This is a genomic window from Pseudomonas sp. ARP3 (assembly GCF_001029595.1).
In the GTDB taxonomy this organism is placed as follows: domain Bacteria; phylum Pseudomonadota; class Gammaproteobacteria; order Pseudomonadales; family Pseudomonadaceae; genus Aquipseudomonas; species Aquipseudomonas rhodesiae.
The window spans coordinates 274776-291938 of record NZ_LEKF01000002.1 but is presented as its reverse complement, the minus strand read 5'-3'; the positions used below and the strand labels follow the sequence as shown (position 1 = coordinate 291938).

The 17163-nt window shown below is 61.7% G+C and carries 14 protein-coding genes; 6 read left to right on the top strand and 8 right to left on the bottom strand.

The window, feature by feature from the left end; genetic code table 11:
- Positions 1 to 41 precede the first annotated feature (41 nt).
- From phaC to ABX75_RS03085, 7 genes are all read right to left on the bottom strand, one after another.
- Complete coding sequence (gene phaC / locus ABX75_RS03115) at positions 42 to 1721, bottom strand: class II poly(R)-hydroxyalkanoic acid synthase (protein WP_034095500.1); 1680 nt, start codon at positions 1719 to 1721, stop codon at positions 42 to 44.
- A 249-nt stretch (positions 1722 to 1970) separates the two neighbouring features.
- Positions 1971 to 2348 carry a gamma-butyrobetaine hydroxylase-like domain-containing protein gene (locus ABX75_RS03110; RefSeq protein WP_034095501.1) on the bottom strand — a complete coding sequence of 126 codons (378 nt, stop codon included), beginning with the start codon at positions 2346 to 2348 and terminating at the stop codon, positions 1971 to 1973.
- Between the two features lie 79 nt (positions 2349 to 2427).
- The gene (gene hslU, locus ABX75_RS03105) at positions 2428 to 3765 is read right to left on the bottom strand and encodes an ATP-dependent protease ATPase subunit HslU (protein ID WP_034095502.1); all 1338 of its coding nucleotides are present in this window, start codon (positions 3763 to 3765) and stop codon (positions 2428 to 2430) included.
- A gap of 38 nt (positions 3766 to 3803) precedes the next feature.
- Positions 3804 to 4334 carry an ATP-dependent protease subunit HslV gene (hslV, locus tag ABX75_RS03100; protein ID WP_003171209.1) on the bottom strand — a complete coding sequence of 177 codons (531 nt, stop codon included), beginning with the start codon at positions 4332 to 4334 and terminating at the stop codon, positions 3804 to 3806.
- Between the two features lie 252 nt (positions 4335 to 4586).
- Positions 4587 to 5288 (bottom strand): SPOR domain-containing protein, encoded by a 702-nt coding sequence (locus tag ABX75_RS03095; protein ID WP_034095503.1) that lies wholly within the window; start codon positions 5286 to 5288, stop codon positions 4587 to 4589.
- A 1-nt stretch (position 5289) separates the two neighbouring features.
- Positions 5290 to 7026: an arginine--tRNA ligase gene (gene argS / locus ABX75_RS03090; RefSeq protein ID WP_047881443.1), complete on the bottom strand. Its 1737-nt coding sequence runs from the start codon at positions 7024 to 7026 to the stop codon at positions 5290 to 5292.
- Positions 7027 to 7136: 110 nt separating this feature from the next.
- A complete protein-coding gene (locus ABX75_RS03085) occupies positions 7137 to 9356 on the bottom strand; it encodes a primosomal protein N' (RefSeq protein WP_034095505.1) in 2220 nt (739 codons plus the stop codon).
- 216 nt (positions 9357 to 9572) lie between these two features.
- On the opposite strand from ABX75_RS03085, the gene rpmE reads away from it, so the two are divergent.
- The 3 genes from rpmE to ABX75_RS03070 all read left to right on the top strand — a co-directional run bounded on the left by rpmE (position 9573) and on the right by ABX75_RS03070 (position 12071).
- Positions 9573 to 9791, top strand: coding sequence for a 50S ribosomal protein L31 (gene rpmE / locus ABX75_RS03080; protein WP_010213765.1), 219 nt, complete (start codon positions 9573 to 9575; stop codon positions 9789 to 9791).
- A gap of 35 nt (positions 9792 to 9826) precedes the next feature.
- Positions 9827 to 10624, top strand: coding sequence for a thermonuclease family protein (locus ABX75_RS03075; RefSeq protein ID WP_034095506.1), 798 nt, complete (start codon positions 9827 to 9829; stop codon positions 10622 to 10624).
- Positions 10625 to 10802: 178 nt separating this feature from the next.
- Positions 10803 to 12071 (top strand): malic enzyme-like NAD(P)-binding protein, encoded by a 1269-nt coding sequence (locus ABX75_RS03070; protein ID WP_034095507.1) that lies wholly within the window; start codon positions 10803 to 10805, stop codon positions 12069 to 12071.
- A 211-nt stretch (positions 12072 to 12282) separates the two neighbouring features.
- Here ABX75_RS03070 and ABX75_RS03065 read toward each other — a convergent pair whose 3' ends face one another.
- Positions 12283 to 14748, bottom strand: coding sequence for a penicillin-binding protein 1A (locus tag ABX75_RS03065; protein ID WP_371263976.1), 2466 nt, complete (start codon positions 14746 to 14748; stop codon positions 12283 to 12285).
- Positions 14749 to 14968: 220 nt separating this feature from the next.
- Between ABX75_RS03065 and pilM the strand changes: the two genes are divergently transcribed.
- The 3 genes from pilM to ABX75_RS03050 are packed head-to-tail and all read left to right on the top strand — an operon-like array spanning position 14969 to position 17150.
- Positions 14969 to 15622: a type IV pilus biogenesis protein PilM gene (gene pilM, locus ABX75_RS03060; protein ID WP_047881510.1), complete on the top strand. Its 654-nt coding sequence runs from the start codon at positions 14969 to 14971 to the stop codon at positions 15620 to 15622.
- Positions 15619 to 16173 (top strand): PilN domain-containing protein, encoded by a 555-nt coding sequence (locus tag ABX75_RS03055; protein ID WP_034095509.1) that lies wholly within the window; start codon positions 15619 to 15621, stop codon positions 16171 to 16173. Before pilM ends, ABX75_RS03055 begins: the two co-directional genes overlap by 4 nt.
- Positions 16170 to 17150, top strand: a complete 981-nt coding sequence (locus ABX75_RS03050; RefSeq protein WP_047881441.1) for a pilus assembly protein PilP — start codon at positions 16170 to 16172, stop codon at positions 17148 to 17150. The genes ABX75_RS03055 and ABX75_RS03050 overlap by 4 nt, the downstream gene beginning before the upstream one ends.
- Positions 17151 to 17163: the final 13 nt, after the last annotated feature.

The following is a 17163-nucleotide window of genomic DNA, read 5'->3' as shown; positions in this document are numbered from 1 at the left end:
ATCGGGGGCAAGCCCCCTCCCACGTGTGACCCCATTTCAATTCAGCGTTCGTGTACGTAAGTCCCCGGGGCTGCTTCTGCTGCTGCGTAGGTTTTATTGCCTAATAGCGTCGGCGCCTTCTTCAATTTGCCCGCCCGCTCGGCCTGCCACGCTTGCCAGTGTAGCCACCAGGAATCGGTGTGCTTGGTGGCGTTTTCCTGCCATTGCAGGGCCGTGCTCGCCAAGCCGTCGCTGGTCTGGTAGCGCGCCTTGGGGTTGCCCGGCGGGTTGAGGATGCTCTGGATATGCCCGCTACTGGACAACACGAACTCCACGTTGCCGCCAAACAACTGCGCCGACTTGTAGCAGGACTGCCAGGGGGTGATGTGGTCGTTGGTGCCGGCCAGGGCGTAGATATCGGCGGTCACTTGCTTGAGGTCGATCGGCGTGCCGCACACTTCCAGAGCGTTGGGGCGAACCAGCGGGTTGTTCTTGAACAGTTCGATCAGGTCGCCATGGAATGCCGCGGGTAAACGCGTGGTGTCGTTGTTCCAGAACAGGATGTCGAAAACCGGCGGTTCGTTGCCCAGCAGGTAGTTGTTGACCCAGTAGTTCCAGATCAGGTCATTGGGACGCATCCAGGCGAACACCTTGGCCATGTCGCGACCTTCCAATACCCCGGCCTGGTAGGAGTGGCGCTTGGCCGCTTCCAGCGTCTGCTCGTCGACGAACAGCGCCACCTGGGTGTCGAGGGTGGTGTCGAGCACGCTCACCATCAGGGTCAGGGCGTTGACCTTTTTCTCGCCCAGCGCCGCGTAATGGCCCAGCAGCGCCGTGCAGGTGATACCACCGGAGCAGGCGCCGAGCATATTGATGTCTTTGCTGCCGGTGATCGCGGTGACCACATCGACCGCTTCCTTGAGCGCCTCGATATAGGTCGACAGGCCCCACTCGCGCTGGGCCTTGGTCGGGTTGCGCCAACTGATGATGAACGTTTGCTGGCCGTTGCGCAGGCAGAAACGCGCCAGGCTTTTATCCGGGCTCAAGTCGAATACATAGAATTTGTTGATCTGCGGCGGCACCACCAGCAGAGGGCGTTCATGCACTTGTTCGGTGATCGGTTTGTACTGGATCAACTCCAGCACATCGTTGCGAAACACCACCGCGCCTTCGGAGGTGCCCAGGCTCTTGCCCACTTCAAAGGCGCCCATGTTGACCTGGCTCGGCATGCCGCCGTTGTGCACCATGTCCTTGGCCAGGTGGGACAGGCCATCGAGCAGGCTTTTGCCGCCGGTTTCGAAGAAGCGTTTGACCGCCGCCGGGTTGGCCGCGCTGTTGGTGGGGGCCATGGCTTCGGTCATCAGATTGATCACGAAGTGGCCGCGGCTGATGTCCTGTTCCGACAGGTTGCTGTCGCCGATCCAGTCGTGCAGTTCCTTGCGCCACGCCAGGTAGGTTTGCAGGTAACGTTTGTAGAGCGGGTTCTGGCTCCAGGCCGGGTCGTGAAAGCGACGGTCATCGCTTTCCGGCGCCAGCGCCGATTTGCCGAACATGACGTTTTTCAGTTCCACCCCGAAATGGGCGACGTGCTTGACGCTGTGCAACGGTTGCTTGATGGCTTGGGTCAGCACCATCTTCGCCGAGGCCAATAAATCCTTTTTGCGTAACGCGATGATCGGGTTCAACCCCAGGGTGTTCTCCGAGGCCTGGCGTTTCAAGTCATCGTTGTTCTTGTTACTCATCTACGACGCTCCATTGTCCGAAAGACGAGTACCGGCTACCGCTGCGCACCAAGTTTCGATACACAACACAAGCCAGGTACTGCGACTCGGGTGACCGTTGATACCGCATCGTCAAATGCAGGGAACTTGCCAGTTCCATTGGTTACCCGAGTTTAATTTTTTTCGCAAGCAGGCCAATCATTGGCCACGCGACAGGGCATTCAAGCAGATGAAATTAGAAAATGCTCTCTAAAGAGCAAGACGCCTGACTTAGAGCATCAGGCGTACGACCGACTCACTCGGGTCGCGGGTTTTACCGGCGGCCTTGAGTTCGGCGAGGTAGTCGGCCCACAAGGTTTCCTGACGCACTGCCAGTTGGTAGAGGTAGTCCCAGGTGAACAGCCCGCTGTCATGACCGTCGTCGAAGGTCAATTTCAGTGCGTATTGGCCGGCCGGCTCGATCTTGGTCAGCCGAACGTTCAGCTTGCCGAATTGCAGGATGGGTTTGCCGTGGCCCTGGACCTCGGCGGAAGGCGAGTGCACCCGCAGGAACTCGGCGGGCAGCTGGTAGACCTCATCGGGCCCGTAAGTGAGGCCGAGGGTGTTGGAGGTTTTGTGCAAATTAACAGCGGTAGGGAATTTCGGCATTGGGGACCCCTTGGGCTGCGAGCTACAAGCCGCGAGTTGAATGTACTCAACGTGCGGCTTGTAGCTTACAGCTTGCGGCTTACAGAATGTACCGCGACAAGTCTTCGTTCTGCGCCAATTCGCCCAAGTGGCTGTTGACGTAGTCGGCATCGATCTTGATTGCTTCGCCATTCTGCGCACCGGCCATGTCGCCGGCGCTGAAGGACACTTCCTCAAGCAGGCGTTCAAGCAGTGTGTGCAGGCGACGAGCACCGATGTTCTCGGTCTTCTCGTTGACCTGCCAGGCGATTTCCGCCAGGCGCTTGATGCCGTCCGCCTGGAACTCGATACCCAGCCCTTCGGTTTTCAGCAGCTCACGGTATTGCTCGGTGAGCGAGGCATGCGGCTCGCTGAGGATGCGTTCGAAGTCGCCCGGTGTCAGCGCCTTGAGTTCCACGCGAATCGGCAAACGGCCCTGCAGCTCCGGCACCAGATCGCTTGGCTTGCTCAGGTGGAATGCTCCGGAAGCGATGAACAGGATATGGTCGGTCTTGACCATGCCCAGCTTGGTGTTGACGGTGCAGCCTTCGATCAGTGGCAGCAGGTCGCGCTGCACGCCTTCACGGGAGACATCGACGCCGCCGGAGTTACCGCGCTTGGCCACCTTGTCGATCTCGTCGATAAACACAATGCCGTGCTGCTCGACCGCTTCGAGGGCCTTGGCCTTGAGTTCTTCCTCATTCACCAGGCGCCCGGCTTCTTCGTCGCGCACCAGCTTGAGCGCTTCCTTGACCTTGAGCTTGCGGCTTTTCTTCTTGCCCTTGCCCATGTTGGCGAACAGGTTCTGCAACTGGCTGGTCATTTCTTCCATGCCAGGCGGCGCGGAGATGTCGACGCCGGACACTTCGGCCACTTCGATTTCGATTTCCTTGTCGTCCAACTGGCCTTCGCGCAGGCGCTTGCGGAACAGTTGGCGCGTGTTGGAATCCGAAGCCTGTGCGGCGTCTTCGTTGAAGCCCATGCGCGCCGGTGGCAGCAGGGCGTCGAGGATACGTTCCTCGGCGGCGTCTTCGGCGCGGTGGCTGACCTTGGTCATTTCCTGTTCGCGCAGCATCTTCAGCGCAGCGTCGGCCAGATCGCGAATGATCGACTCGACGTCACGGCCTACATAACCCACTTCGGTGAACTTGGTGGCTTCGACCTTGATGAACGGGGCATTGGCCAGTTTGGCCAGGCGCCGGGCGATTTCGGTTTTACCCACGCCGGTCGGACCGATCATCAGGATGTTCTTGGGCGTTACTTCAACGCGCAGTTCTTCTGGCAGTTGCATGCGGCGCCAGCGGTTACGCAGCGCGATGGCAACGGCGCGTTTGGCATCGTCCTGGCCGATGATATGGCGGTTGAGTTCATGGACGATTTCACGGGGAGTCATGGACATAATGTGTGGCGGCCCTCAAGCGCGAATAAGCCTGCGGCTTACTCGGCGAGGTCCTGCTCCTCAATGGTCTGGTTGTGGTTGGTGAACACGCAGATGTCGCCGGCGATACCCAGGGCGGTCTCGACGATTTCCCGCGCCGACAGGTCGGTTTTCTTCAGCAGCGCACTGGCTGCGGCCTGGGCGTAGCCGCCGCCGGAGCCCATGGCAATCAGGCCATGTTCGGGCTCAACCACATCGCCATTACCGGTGATGATCAAGGAGGCGTCTTTGTTGGCGACGGCCAGCATGGCTTCCAGGCGGCTGAGGGAGCGGTCGGTGCGCCATTCTTTGGCCAGCTCGACGGCGGCACGCACGAGGTGGCCCTGGTGTTTTTCCAGTTGGCCTTCGAAACGCTCAAAGAGGGTGAATGCATCGGCAGTGGCACCGGCGAAACCGGCGAGTACCTGGCCGTGGTACAGGCGACGCACTTTTTTCGCGTTGCCTTTCATCACGGTATTACCCAGGGAAACCTGGCCGTCGCCGCCCATGACGACTTTGCCGTGGCGACGTACTGAAACGATGGTGGTCAAGGGGAGAGTCTCCACGCAGCGGGGCGAAAATGCCCTGATGGAAACTCATATGGGGGTGGCGGGGGGGATTTCAACCATAGGGGGTGATGGCGGACGAGTGGTGCTCAAGGGTCTGACACACATTCCAGAGCCGGCAATACCAAGTGTGGGAGGGGGCTTGCCCCCGATGACGGTGCATCAGTAACAGATGTACTGGCTGACACACTGCATCGGGGCAAGCCCCCTCCCACACTGTTTGGTGCTGATTCTGGGTCAGCGGCTCTGGCGCTGTTGTAACAACAGGTTGCTAAACCCGGCGCCGGCCAATTGCTTCTGCGCCACGGTCAGCTGTTCGCGGTTGCTGAATGGCCCCACCAACACGCGATACCAGGTTGCGTCTTTCACCGTGCCGGATTCCACCGTCACCGTCTGGCCCAACAGAATGATCTGGGCACGCACGCGATCCGCATCGGCCTGCTTCGGGAACGAGCCAGCTTGCAGGAAGAACTTGGTCACCGGTGCGGCCTTGGTTTCGGCAACCGGCGGTGCTGGCGGAGGAGTAATCCCGGCCAACGCCGCCTGGGCCCGCGCGGTGTCGATTTTCGCCGCTTCCGCCGGGGTGACCGGCGTGGTCGGCACTTGCGGCGTCGGCAGGGTTTTCTCCGGCACAGCGTCAGGCGGCACGATCACTTCCGATTCCGGCAACAGCGTGTAGAAGTCGTATTTTGGCTTCACCGGCGCCGTAGGGCTTGGTGTGGTCTTGTTGGCTTCAGCGATCTTCGAGGCTTTCTGCTGCTCTTGTTTAACCCGTTTGACATCGTCACCCTGGCCTGGGTCCAGCTTCATCAGAAACACGATAAAGGCGCCGACCGTGAGGCCGATGGCCATCCACAACCAGCCCGGGATCGGCTTCTTCGCCGGGGGCTGGTAGCGGCTGGCGCCGCGCTTGGGTGCGGGTTTTTTCTTGGCAGCCAACTTACATACGCTCCAGAGTTTCCAGGCCCAACAGTTCCAGGCCTTGCTTGAGGGTCCGTCCAGCCAGTGCGGCGAGGCGCAGGCGACTCTGCTTGTGGGCTTCGTCGTCGGCGGTGAGGATCGGGCAGTTCTCGTAGAAACTGGAGAACAACCCGGCCACTTCGTACAAATAGGTGCACAGGATATGTGGCGTGCCTTTTTCGCCGACGCTGTTCAGCACTTCGCCGAATTGCGCCAGCTTGGCGGCCAGGTCCTGTTCATGGGGGGCGTCCAGCACGATCTGGCCTTCGACTTGGCTGAAGTCCTTGCCCAGTTTGCGGAACACGCCGGCCACGCGGGTGTAGGCGTACAGCAGGTACGGCGCCGTATTGCCTTCGAAGTTGAGCATCAGGTCGAAGTTGAAGCTGTAGTCACTGGTGCGGTGCTTGGACAGGTCGGCGTATTTCACCGCGCCGATCCCCACCACGCGGGCGATGTTGCGCAAGTCGGCTTCGGCCAGCTCCGGGTTCTTTTCCTTCACCAGGTTATAGGCACGGTCCTGGGCTTCGTTGAGCAGGTCGATCAGCTTGACGGTGCCGCCGTCGCGGGTTTTGAACGGGCGGCCGTCGGCGCCGTTCATGGTGCCGAAGCCCATGTGTTCCATATGCATCGGGTGGGTGACGAAACCGGCGCGACGCGCTACTTCGAACACCTGCTGGAAGTGCAGGGCCTGGCGCTGGTCGACGAAGTACAGCGCACGGTCCGCCTTGAGCACGCCACTGCGGTAGCGTACGGCCGCGAGGTCGGTGGTGGCGTACAGATAGCCGCCATCGGCCTTGACGATGATCACCGGCAGCGGCTCGCCGTCGGCGGTCTTGAATTCTTCGAGGAATACGCACTGCGCGCCGTTGCTCTCCACCAGCAGGCCCTTGGCCTTGAGGTCATTGACCACATTGATCAGGTCGTCGTTGTAGGCGCTTTCGCCCATCACGTCGGCCATGGTCAGTTTGACGTTGAGCAGGGTGTAGATCTGCTGGCAGTGGGCCAGGGAGATATCGCGGAAGCGGTTCCACAGCGCCAGGCATTCTTCGTCGCCGGCCTGCAGCTTGACCACCAGGCCACGGGCGCGGTCGGCGAACTCTTCGGATTCGTCGAAGCGCTTCTTGGCGGCGCGGTAGAAGTTCTCCAGGTCCGACAGCTCATTGCTGGTGATCGGGTTTTCCTGCAGGTACGCCATCAGCATGCCGAACTGGGTGCCCCAGTCGCCCACGTGGTTCTGGCGGATCACGGTGTCGCCGAGGAATTCCAGCACCCGTGCCACGCCGTCGCCGATGATGGTCGAGCGCAAGTGGCCGACGTGCATCTCTTTGGCCAGGTTGGGCGCCGACAGGTCGATGACCACGCGCTGGTTGTCGCCGGCCTTGCGCACGCCGATGCGGGCATCGGCCAGCGCGGCGTCCAGGCGCGAGGCCAGGGCCTGGGTGTTCTGGAAAATATTGATAAAGCCCGGGCCGGCGATTTCGGCCTTGCTCACCTGCGGGTCGGCCGGCAGGGCGGCGATGATTTTTTCCGCCAGGTCGCGCGGCTTCATGCCGGCCGGCTTGGCCAGCATCATCGCGATATTGCTGGCGAAGTCGCCGTGGGTCTTGTCACGGGTGTTCTCCACCTGAATCGCCGGCGTCAGGCCTTCAGGCAACACACCTTCGTTGACGAGTTGGGTGAGGGCTTGTTGGATCAGCTGGCGAATGGTGTCTTTCATGGTGTTCTCTTTCGACCGCAAGCGGCGGCGCGCGATGCGCAGGTGGAAAAACTGGGCATTATCCGTGGCGGGGGCGGGCTTGCCAACCTTCGCGGGACCTGTGGCCAGGCTTAATACAAATCTACCGGGTCTACGTCCAGTGACCATCTCACTTGGCGACCGCTCGGCATTTGCTCCAGCGCAAGTAACCAGCTACTTAACAGGCGATGCAAGGGGGCTCGCGCGCTGGCTTGCAGCAGCAGCTGTGCCCGATAACGTCCAGCGCGGCGCTCCATGGGCGCGGGCACCGGGCCAAGCAGTTCGATGCCGGTCAGACCCAACTCACCGAGCAAACGTTCGGCGGCGCTGCACGCTTCATCCAGAAAACCTTCGGCCTGCCCCGGTTTATGCGCCTCGGCGCGCAGCAGCGCCAAGTGTGCGAATGGCGGCAGGCCTGCGGAACGGCGTTCGCTCAGGGCCTGTTCGGCAAAGGCGAAGTAGCCTTGCTCGGTCAGTTGGATCAGCAACGGATGGTCGGCCAGGTGCGTCTGGATAATCACCCGCCCGGGCTCCTCGGCCCGTCCCGCGCGGCCGGCGACCTGCACGATCAACTGCGCCATGCGCTCGCTGGCGCGGAAATCACCGGAGAACAGGCCACCATCGGCGTCCAGGATCGACACCAGGGTCACCCGAGGGAAGTGATGGCCTTTGGCAAGCATCTGGGTGCCCACCAGAATGCACGGGTGGCCCTTCTGGATGGTGGCAAACAGTTGGTTCATCGCGTCCTTGCGCGACGTGCTGTCGCGGTCGACCCGCAGCACCGGGTAATCCGGGAACAGAATGCCCAGGCGTTCCTCGGCGCGTTCGGTGCCCGCGCCGACCGGTCGCAGGTCCACCTTGCCGCACTGCGGGCAGTGGCGCGGCACCCGCTCCACATGGCCGCAGTGATGGCAGCGCAATTCGCCGTAGCGCTGGTGCACGGTCATGCGCGCATCGCAGCGTTCGCACTCGGACATCCAGCCGCAGTCATGGCACAACAGGGTGGGGGCAAATCCACGACGGTTGAGGAACACCAGCACTTGCTGGCCGGCGGCAAGGGTCTGGCCGATAGCTTGTTGCATCGGCCCGGAAATACCACTGTCCAGCGGACGGCTTTTCACGTCCAGACGCAGGAAACGTGGCTGCTTGGCGCCACCGGCCCGCTCATTCAGGCGTAGGAGCCCGTACCGGCCGGTATAGGCGTTGTGCAAGCTCTCCAAGGATGGTGTGGCTGAGCCCAGCACAATCGGAATGTCTTCCTGGCGCGCGCGCACCAGTGCCAGGTCGCGGGCGTGGTAGCGCAAGCCTTCCTGCTGCTTATAGGAGCCGTCGTGCTCCTCGTCGATGATGATCAACCCGGGGTTTTTCATCGGCGTGAACAGCGCCGAACGGGTGCCGATGATGATGTCGGCCTCGCCGTCCCGCGCCGCCAGCCAGGACTCCAAGCGCTCGCGGTCGTTGACCGCCGAATGCACCAGGGCGATACGCGCGTTGAAGCGCTGTTCGAAGCGCGCCAGGGTTTGCGGGCCGAGGTTGATCTCAGGGATCAACACCAGGGCTTGTTTGCCGGCCTGCAGGGTTTCGCGGATCAGTTGCAAATAAACTTCGGTCTTGCCGCTACCAGTGACCCCGGCCAGCAGGAACGCGTGGAAGCTGTCGAAGCCGGCGCGAATGGCTTCATAGGCGGCGCGTTGCTCGGCGTTCAGCGGCAGTTCCGGTTGGGCCAGCCAATGTTCGTGGCGGGCGTCTGGGGCATGCTTGCGGATTTCCACCTGCACCAGGCCTTTGGCGAGCAGCAGGTCGAGGCTGTCCTTGCTCAACATCAGCTTGCTCAACAACTGATGGGCTACGCCATGGGGGTGTTGGGCCAGCGTCGCCAAGGCTTCGCGCTGACGCGGCGCGCGGGCGATGCGTGGGTCGTCCAGGCGCGCGCCAGGCACCGTCGACCAGAAACGCTCCTGGCGCGCCTCGGCCAGTTCGCCCTGGCGCAGCAACACTGGCAGCGCCCAACTTAAGGTGTCGCCCAGGCTGTGCTGGTAATACTGGGCGGTCCACAAGCACAGCTTGAACAGCGCCGGTGGCAACGGCGGCGTGGCGTCTAGGATCGCCACGGCCGGCTTGAGTTTCTCGGCGGGCACTTCGCTGTGGTCGGCAACTTCCACCAAGATGCCGATCATTTCCCGCCGGCCGAACGGCACGCGTACCCGCATGCCCGGCTGCAACTGCGCACGCAACACGCCGGCCGGCGCCCGGTAATCGAACAGGCGGCGCAGGGGCGAAGGCAGGGCGAGGCGCAAAATGGCGTCGGGCACGCGGGGAGTCTCATATAAAGGCAGGCGGTGGCGCAGGGGCGCGAGCCTAGCAGAGGAGGGCGTTAATGGGTATGCCGTGGTTTTCTGATGAAAGGGGCTTGCTGACGGTAAGGTCCGCTTGCGCGATTGCAAAGGTCTGGTAGAATCCGCGGCCTAATTACGTGCGGTATTCGACAATAGTGTCGAGTGGCGGCACGCTAGCCCGAGGAAGTCACCATGAAAGCCGATATCCATCCAGCGTACGAAACCATCGAAGTAACCTGCAGCTGCGGCAACAAGTTCGAAACCCGTTCGAACCTGTGCAAGCCACTGGGTACTGACGTATGCAACGAGTGCCACCCGTTCTACACCGGTAAGCAGAAAACTCTGGACACCGGCGGCCGTGTACAGCGCTTTGCTGACCGTTTCGGTGCTTTCGGTGCCAAAAAGGCCTAAGGCCGATCAACTTGGGAAGCCGCTGCGGTTTTTCCATGCTGATAAAAAAGGCGTCCCTTGTGGGCGCCTTTTTTGTGCCTGGGATTTGGCTGTCGGCGGTTCAGGCCGAGGTGTTTTGCCCGGCGCCGGCGTCCTTGGTTCAGGTGGAGGTGCAGCGCGTGGTGGACGGCGACACCGTGCGCCTCAAGGATGGCCGCAGTGTGCGTATGATCGGCCTCAATGCGCCGGAAACTGGTAAAAAGGGGCGGCCGGACGAGCCGTTCGCCGTCGCCGCGCGCGAGCGTCTGCAAGCCTTGGTGCAGGCCAGTGACGGGCGGGTCGGCCTGGTGCCGGGGCGCGAAGCCAAGGATCACTATGGGCGAACCCTGGCCCATCTCTACGGCGCCAATGGCCGCAATCTGGAAGCGCAATTGCTCGCCGATGGGCTGGGGTTTCAGGTGGGCGTCGCGCCGAATATCGATCTGGTGGCCTGTCAGCAGGCGGCCGAAAACAGCGCGCGCAAAGCGCGAGTGGGGCTGTGGCGGCAATCGCCGGTGCGCTCGGTGGCGCACATCAAGCGTTCCGGGTTCGCAGTCATCAGCGGGCAAGTCCGGAGCATCGAGCGCAATCGTGGCGGAATCTGGATCGAGTTACAGGGCTCATTGGTATTACGCATTGCACCCGATCAGGCCCGACAATTCGACTCGCGCCTGCTCACTGGTCTGCAAGGCAAGACCGTCGAGGCCCGTGGCTGGGTACAGGATCGCTCCCGGCGGGGTGGCCTTAAAACCCATCAAGCGCGCTGGTTACTGCCGCTGACCGATTCCAGCATGCTGAAAGTGCAGCGCGAATAAAAAATTGTAGACATTTTTTAAGGGGATTGTGAACAGTCCAGCCCTTATATCCCGTGGCCTTAGACCAAAGTACGGCGCTTTGGGGCCTTGACACCGGTGACTGCCCAGTCTTGTAGGGGCTTTACGACACGCGTATCCTCGGCGGTCCGTCGACCAACAGTAAAAGCGGAATGCCGATATGTCTGATTTGAAAACTGCCGCTCTCGAATATCATGCCCATCCTCGTCCAGGAAAGCTGAGTGTAGAGCTCACCAAAGCCACCGCCACCGCCCGCGACCTGTCGCTGGCCTACAGCCCTGGCGTGGCCGAGCCCGTACGTGAAATCGCTCGCGACCCCGAGCTGGCGTACAAGTACACCGGCAAAGGCAACTTGGTTGCAGTGATTTCCGATGGCACCGCGATTCTCGGCCTGGGCAACCTCGGCCCATTGGCGTCCAAACCAGTCATGGAAGGTAAAGGCGTGCTGTTCAAGCGCTTTGCCGGCATCGACGTGTTCGACATCGAAGTCGATTCCGAGAGCCCGCAGGCTTTCATCGACACCGTCAAACGCATCTCCATCACCTTCGGTGGCATCAACCTGGAAGACATCAAGGCACCTGAGTGCTTCGAGATCGAAAAGGCCCTGATCGAGCAGTGCGACATTCCGGTATTCCACGATGACCAGCACGGCACCGCGATCGTAACCGCGGCCGGCATGATCAACGCCCTGGAAATCGCTGGCAAAACCCTGGCTGACGCCAAGATCGTTTGCCTGGGCGCCGGCGCGGCGGCTATCTCCTGCATGAAGCTGATCGTCAGCATGGGCGCCAAGCTGGAGAACATCTACATGGTCGACAGCAAGGGCGTGATCCAGTCCGAGCGTACCGATCTGAACCAGTACAAGGCGATGTTTGCCCACCCGTCCTCCAAGCGCACCCTGGCTGACGCCCTGAACGGTGCTGATGTGTTCGTCGGCCTGTCCGGCCCGAACCTGCTGAGCGCCGAAGGCCTCAAGTCCATGGCGGCCAACCCGATCGTGTTCGCCTGCTCCAACCCGGACCCTGAAATCGCGCCGGAACTGGCTCACGCCACCCGTAACGACGTGATCATGGCCACTGGCCGTTCGGACTACCCGAACCAGGTCAACAACGTGTTGGGCTTCCCGTTCATCTTCCGTGGCGCCCTGGACGTTCGCGCCAAGCGCATCAACGAAGAAATGAAAGTAGCGGCCGCCAACGCCCTGCGTGAACTGGCCAAACTGCCAGTCCCTCAGGACGTTTGCGACGCCTACGGTGGCGCCAAGCTGGAATTCGGTCGTGAGTACATCATTCCGAAGCCAATGGACAAGCGCCTGATCACCGTGATCTCCGACGCCGTAGCCAAGGCTGCGATCGAGACCGGTGTGGCTACCCTGCCGTATCCGAAGCACTACCCGCTGCAAAGCGTGGATGATGTGTTCAACGGCTAAGCCGTAGTAGTGCACCAACAAAAAGCCCCGGCTCTCGCGAGTCGGGGCTTTTTTTTGGGGTGGCGATTAACGGGTGTCCTGTGCAGATCAAATGTGGGAGGGGGCTTGCCCCCGATGGCGGTGTGTCAGTCACTCGATGAGTTGGCTGGTCCAGTGCTATCGGGGGCAAGCCCCCTTCCACATTGGGTTCTGCGTAGGCTTAAGGTTCAGGTTAGAACAGATCGATCGGCGCCGACTCGTCTGCGGGCAGCGGGCTGCCCGGCACGACGCCGTTGCCCAGCTCATTGACCGACGGCGGCGTATCTTCGCTCTTGAACAGTTCGAAATACGCATTCGGCGTGCTTGGCGAGGCAGCGCGGCCGCTGATCGGGTCGATCCGCAGGCTGAGGATGCCTTCCGGCTCCGGCTGGGTGTGCAGCGGCTTGTCCTTCAACGCAGCGCCCATGTAACTCATCCAGATCGGCAGCGCGACGGTGCCGCCGAACTCGCGGCGACCGAGGCTTTCCGGCTGGTCATAGCCGGTCCATACCGTAGTGACGTAGTCGCCGTTGTAGCCGGAGAACCAAGCGTCCTTGGATTCGTTGGTGGTGCCGGTCTTGCCTGCGATATCTGCGCGGCCCAGGGCCAGGGCGCGGCGGCCGGTGCCCTTCTTGATCACATCTTCCAGGATGCTGTTGAGGATGTAGGTGGTACGGCCATCCACAACACGTTCGGCCACAGCCGGTGCCTGCGGTTCGCTAGGGGCGCTAGGGTTGGCGGCTGCCGGAGTCGTGCCGGGTGCTGGCTCGATGGTGATCCCGCCGTGGCTCGGCGCAGCCAGGCCATCGGTGGCAACTACGCCGTTGACCACATCGCCCGGAACCCGTGGCGGGTTGGCAGTGAACAGGGTGTCGCCATTGCGGCTTTCGATCTTGTCGATCAGGTACGGCGCGATCTTGTAGCCGCCGTTGGCAAAGGTGCTCCAGCCGGTGGCGATTTCCATCGGCGTGAGGGTGGCGGTACCCAGGGCCAACGACAGGTTCGGCGGCAGGTCCGACTTATTGAAGCCAAAGCGCGTGATGTAGTCGATGGTCTTGCCGACGCCCATGGCTTGCAGCAAACGGATCGATACCAGGTTACGTGACTTGTACAACGCCTCGCGGATACGGATCGGGCCAAGGAAGGTATTGGTGTCGTTCTTCGGGCGCCAGACTTTGTCCAGGTACTCGTCGACGAACACGATAGGCGCATCGTTGACCAGGCTGGCGGCGGTGTAGCCGTTGTCCAGTGCGGCGCTGTAGATGAACGGCTTGAAGCTCGAACCGGGCTGGCGCTTGGCCTGGGTGGCGCGGTTGTAGTTGCTCTGCTCGAACGCGAAACCGCCGACCAGGGCGCGAATCGCACCGTTCTGCGGATCCAGCGACACCAGTGCGCCCTGGGCCAGCGGCACCTGGCTGAACTTCAAGCTGTCGTCCTTCTGGCGTTGCACGCGGATCAAGTCGCCCACTTGCGCGACGTCCGACGGCTGCTTGGGCATGGCGCCCATGCTGTTGGTGTTCAGGAAAGGGCGCGCCCATTTCATGCTGTCCCAGGCCACATGGGCCTCGCCGGTACGGGTCAGCACTTGCAGGCCGTCTTTTTTCACCTGGGTGACGATGGCGGGTTCCAAGCCGCTGATGGGGCGCTGTTTGCTCAATTCTGCGGTCCAGGCGCTGAGTGTCTTGCCCGGCAGACGCGATTCAGGGCCGCGATAGCCGTGGCGCTGGTCGTAGGAAATCAGACCGGAATGCACCGCATCGTTGGCGATTTCCTGCAGGTCGCTCGGAACCGTGGTGGTCACGCGGAAGCCTTCGGTGTAGGCATCGCTGCCGTAGCGGCCGACCATCTCGGCGCGGGCCATTTCGGCGATATACGGGGCGTTCACTTCCGGCGTCGGTACGTGATAGCTGGCGTTCAGCGGCTCGGCCACGGCGCTTTCGTAAGCGGCCTGGTCGATCTTGCCCAACTTGTACATGCGCCCCAGGATCCAGTCGCGTCGCTCTTTGCTACGCGCCGGGTTGGCCAGTGGGTTGAAGCGCGAAGGCGCCTTGGGCAGGCCCGCGATCATAGCCATCTGCGCCAGGCTGGCGTCGCGGATGGACTTGCCGTAGTACACCTGGGAGGCGGCTTCAATGCCGTAGGCGCGGTTGCCGAGGTAGATCTTGTTGACGTACAGCTCAAGGATCTCGTCCTTGGTCAGCTGTCGCTCGATCTGCAGTGCCAACAGGATTTCAGTGGCTTTGCGCGAAAAGCTGCGCTCGCTGGTGAGGAAGAAGTTCTTCGCCACCTGCATGGTGATGGTGCTGCCACCGGATTGAATGTGTCCGCTTTTTACCAACTGGGTGGCGGCGCGCACCAGGCTGCTGGGGTCGACGCCATAGTGGTTGGCAAAATTATCGTCCTCGGCCGACAGCAGGGCGCTGATGAAATTAGGCGGAATGTCGGCAAAACGGATCGGTGTGCGGCGCATTTCGCCGAACTCCGCGATGAGTTTTTCATCGCTGCTGTAGACCCGCAAAGGAATCTGCAACTGGATACTTCTAAGGGCCTCTACCGACGGCAAACCCGGACTAAGGTAGAGGTACGCCCCGCTGAGCACGAGCAGCAGCCCGCAGACGATGGCGACAATGGAGTACCCGAAAAACTTCAGCAGACGAATCAAGGCTTTTGGATTTCCAGAGAAAAGAATGGGTTAGGCGTCGGGGCATGCATGGCAAACGATGGATCAACCCGAGCTGCAGATAAAAAGCGGGAAAAAACGCTGGGCATTAAAGCATTTTCGGCCTGGGGCGTCATTCGTGCCTCTGCAACAAGTCGACCGAATGCACGGCGTCCCGCGGCAACCAGGCGGTATGACAGGCAATGTTCTAGGGAGTTTTATGGGAAAGGGATTATTCAGGCGAAAAGTCGATACCTTGCTGGGCATCGATATCAATGACACGGCCATCAGGCTGGTCGAACTGGGGCACTCGCCCGCAGGTTTCAGCGTTAAAGGTTACGTCACGCAGGGGCTGCCCGCCGGGGTAGTGGTCGACGGCGCGTTCCTGGACCTGGACGGCATCGGCCAGGCATTGCACACCGCTTTGCTCAAGTTGCAGACGAGGGTTCGGCGCGCAGCGGTCGCAGTGAGCGGGCCATCGGTCATTACGCGACTCATCGAGCTGGAGGCGGGGCTTACTGACGAAGCGATGCTGGCGATGGTCGAGCGGGAGGCCGAGCAGTACATTCCTTATCCACTGGATGACATGGCCATCGACTTTCTAGTCCAGGGGCGCTCGGTCCAGAAGGCGGAGCGGGTCGAGGTGTTGCTGGCGGCATGCCTGAAGGAGCATGTCGAAGCGCGCGAGGCGGTTTTGACCATGGCGGGGCTCATACCGGCGGTGGTCGATGTTGAAGCGTTTGCATTGGCGCGCGCGAGCAGTCAGGATTTCGCCAGCTTCACGCCGTGCAATCGCGTCGATGGCGCACAATGGGCCGTAGATGGCCAAGGGATGGGAGTTGCTTGCGGGCTGGCCCTGAGGAGTTTCGCTTGAAGACACGAATCAACCTTTTGCCCTGGCGCCAAGCCCAGGCTGAACGACGCCGTCACTATTTTGTGGCGCTGCTTCTGGCGTTCGTGTGCATGGCGTTGGTTGTCGTGTGGTTGGCGGATCAGGTGATTGACCAAGCGATCGATCGGCAGGTGACGCGCAATAACCACCTGGGAAATGACATAGCCACTCAGGATTCCAGTATCAAGACCCTTGGCGACCTAGAGGCGCAAAGCCAGCAACTGGCTGAGCGGATGAAGGTCGTGCAGGACCTGCACAACGGCCACTCATCCGGTGCCCGATTGTTGGATCAGTTGGCCCGTGCGGTGCCCGATGGCGTGCATTTGCATGAGGTCGTGGCCAAAGGCGATACGTTGAGTATCAGCGGCACCGCCGAATCCAGCCAGGATATCGCCCAATTGATGCGTCGTCTGGAAGCATCGGAGGGCGCCCATGGGGCTCGTTTGCAGCATGTGCGCACCGAAGGCGCGCAAGGCAGCAATGGATTCCAACTGATGGTGCGCCAGGGAGCGTCCTCCGAGGCCCAGCCATGAGCCGGCCCAGGCTCGAATTTTCCGCGTTCTCTCACCGTGCTGCAAAATGGCCCCTACCTGGCAAGGTCTTGCTGGGCTGTGCCCTGGGCGGCCTGGTGCTGGCGATGGGTGAGCTGATGCAGCTTGGTCCCGCCCGCGTCCGGTTGCAGCAGGCGCAGGCGCAAGAGATGGCCCTGCAACGGCAGCTCGCGGAATCAGCTGTTTTAGCGTCCGAACTCGAAGAGCGCGCTCGTCAGCTCCAACTCAAGCAGGCCCAGGTCGAGGGGCTGTTGCGACAACTGCCGGGTGGGCCCCAGATGCCAAGCATGCTGGAAGATATCGCCCGATTGGCCTTGGCCAATGGCTTGGTGATCGAGTCCGTGCTCCCCCAGGATGAACAACTGCGCCCTCTGTATGCCGAGCAGCCTGTGCAGATCGGCCTCACTGGCGCCTATCACGACCTCGCCTCGTTCGTCAGTGCCTTGGCTGATCTGTCGCGATTTACCACGGTGCATGAGATGCGCCTGCAAGCGGATGGCCGCTTGTTGCGGCTTGACCTGCAGGCCAGGATCTACCGGCGTGCGCTGCCATCGTCGGTGAGGGATGAGGCTGAGCCGTCGCCGTTGCGCAAACCGCGCTTTATCTACCGTGTGGCCGGCCTGCGCGACCCGTTCCAGCCGTTGAGCTTGCAGGTCGAGCATGTGGCAGGGCGGCGCGCGCCTGGGCCGGACCCGATGCGGCCAAGGGGGCTGCTGGAGGGGCTTGCCCTGGACCGATTCGAAATGGTCGGCACGCTCTCTCGTGGGGCGCAGACCTTCGCCCTGCTGAGGGTGGCGTCCACGGTGCATCGCCTGGCGGTCGGCGATTACCTGGGGCCCGATTACGGTCGAGTCACGGCCATTCATGACAACCATATCGAATTGGTCGAGCTGTTTCCCGATAAACAGGGTGCCTGGCTGGAGCGCCCGCGAACCCTCGTGCTGAACGTCAACTCATAACGGAATCAAGCAA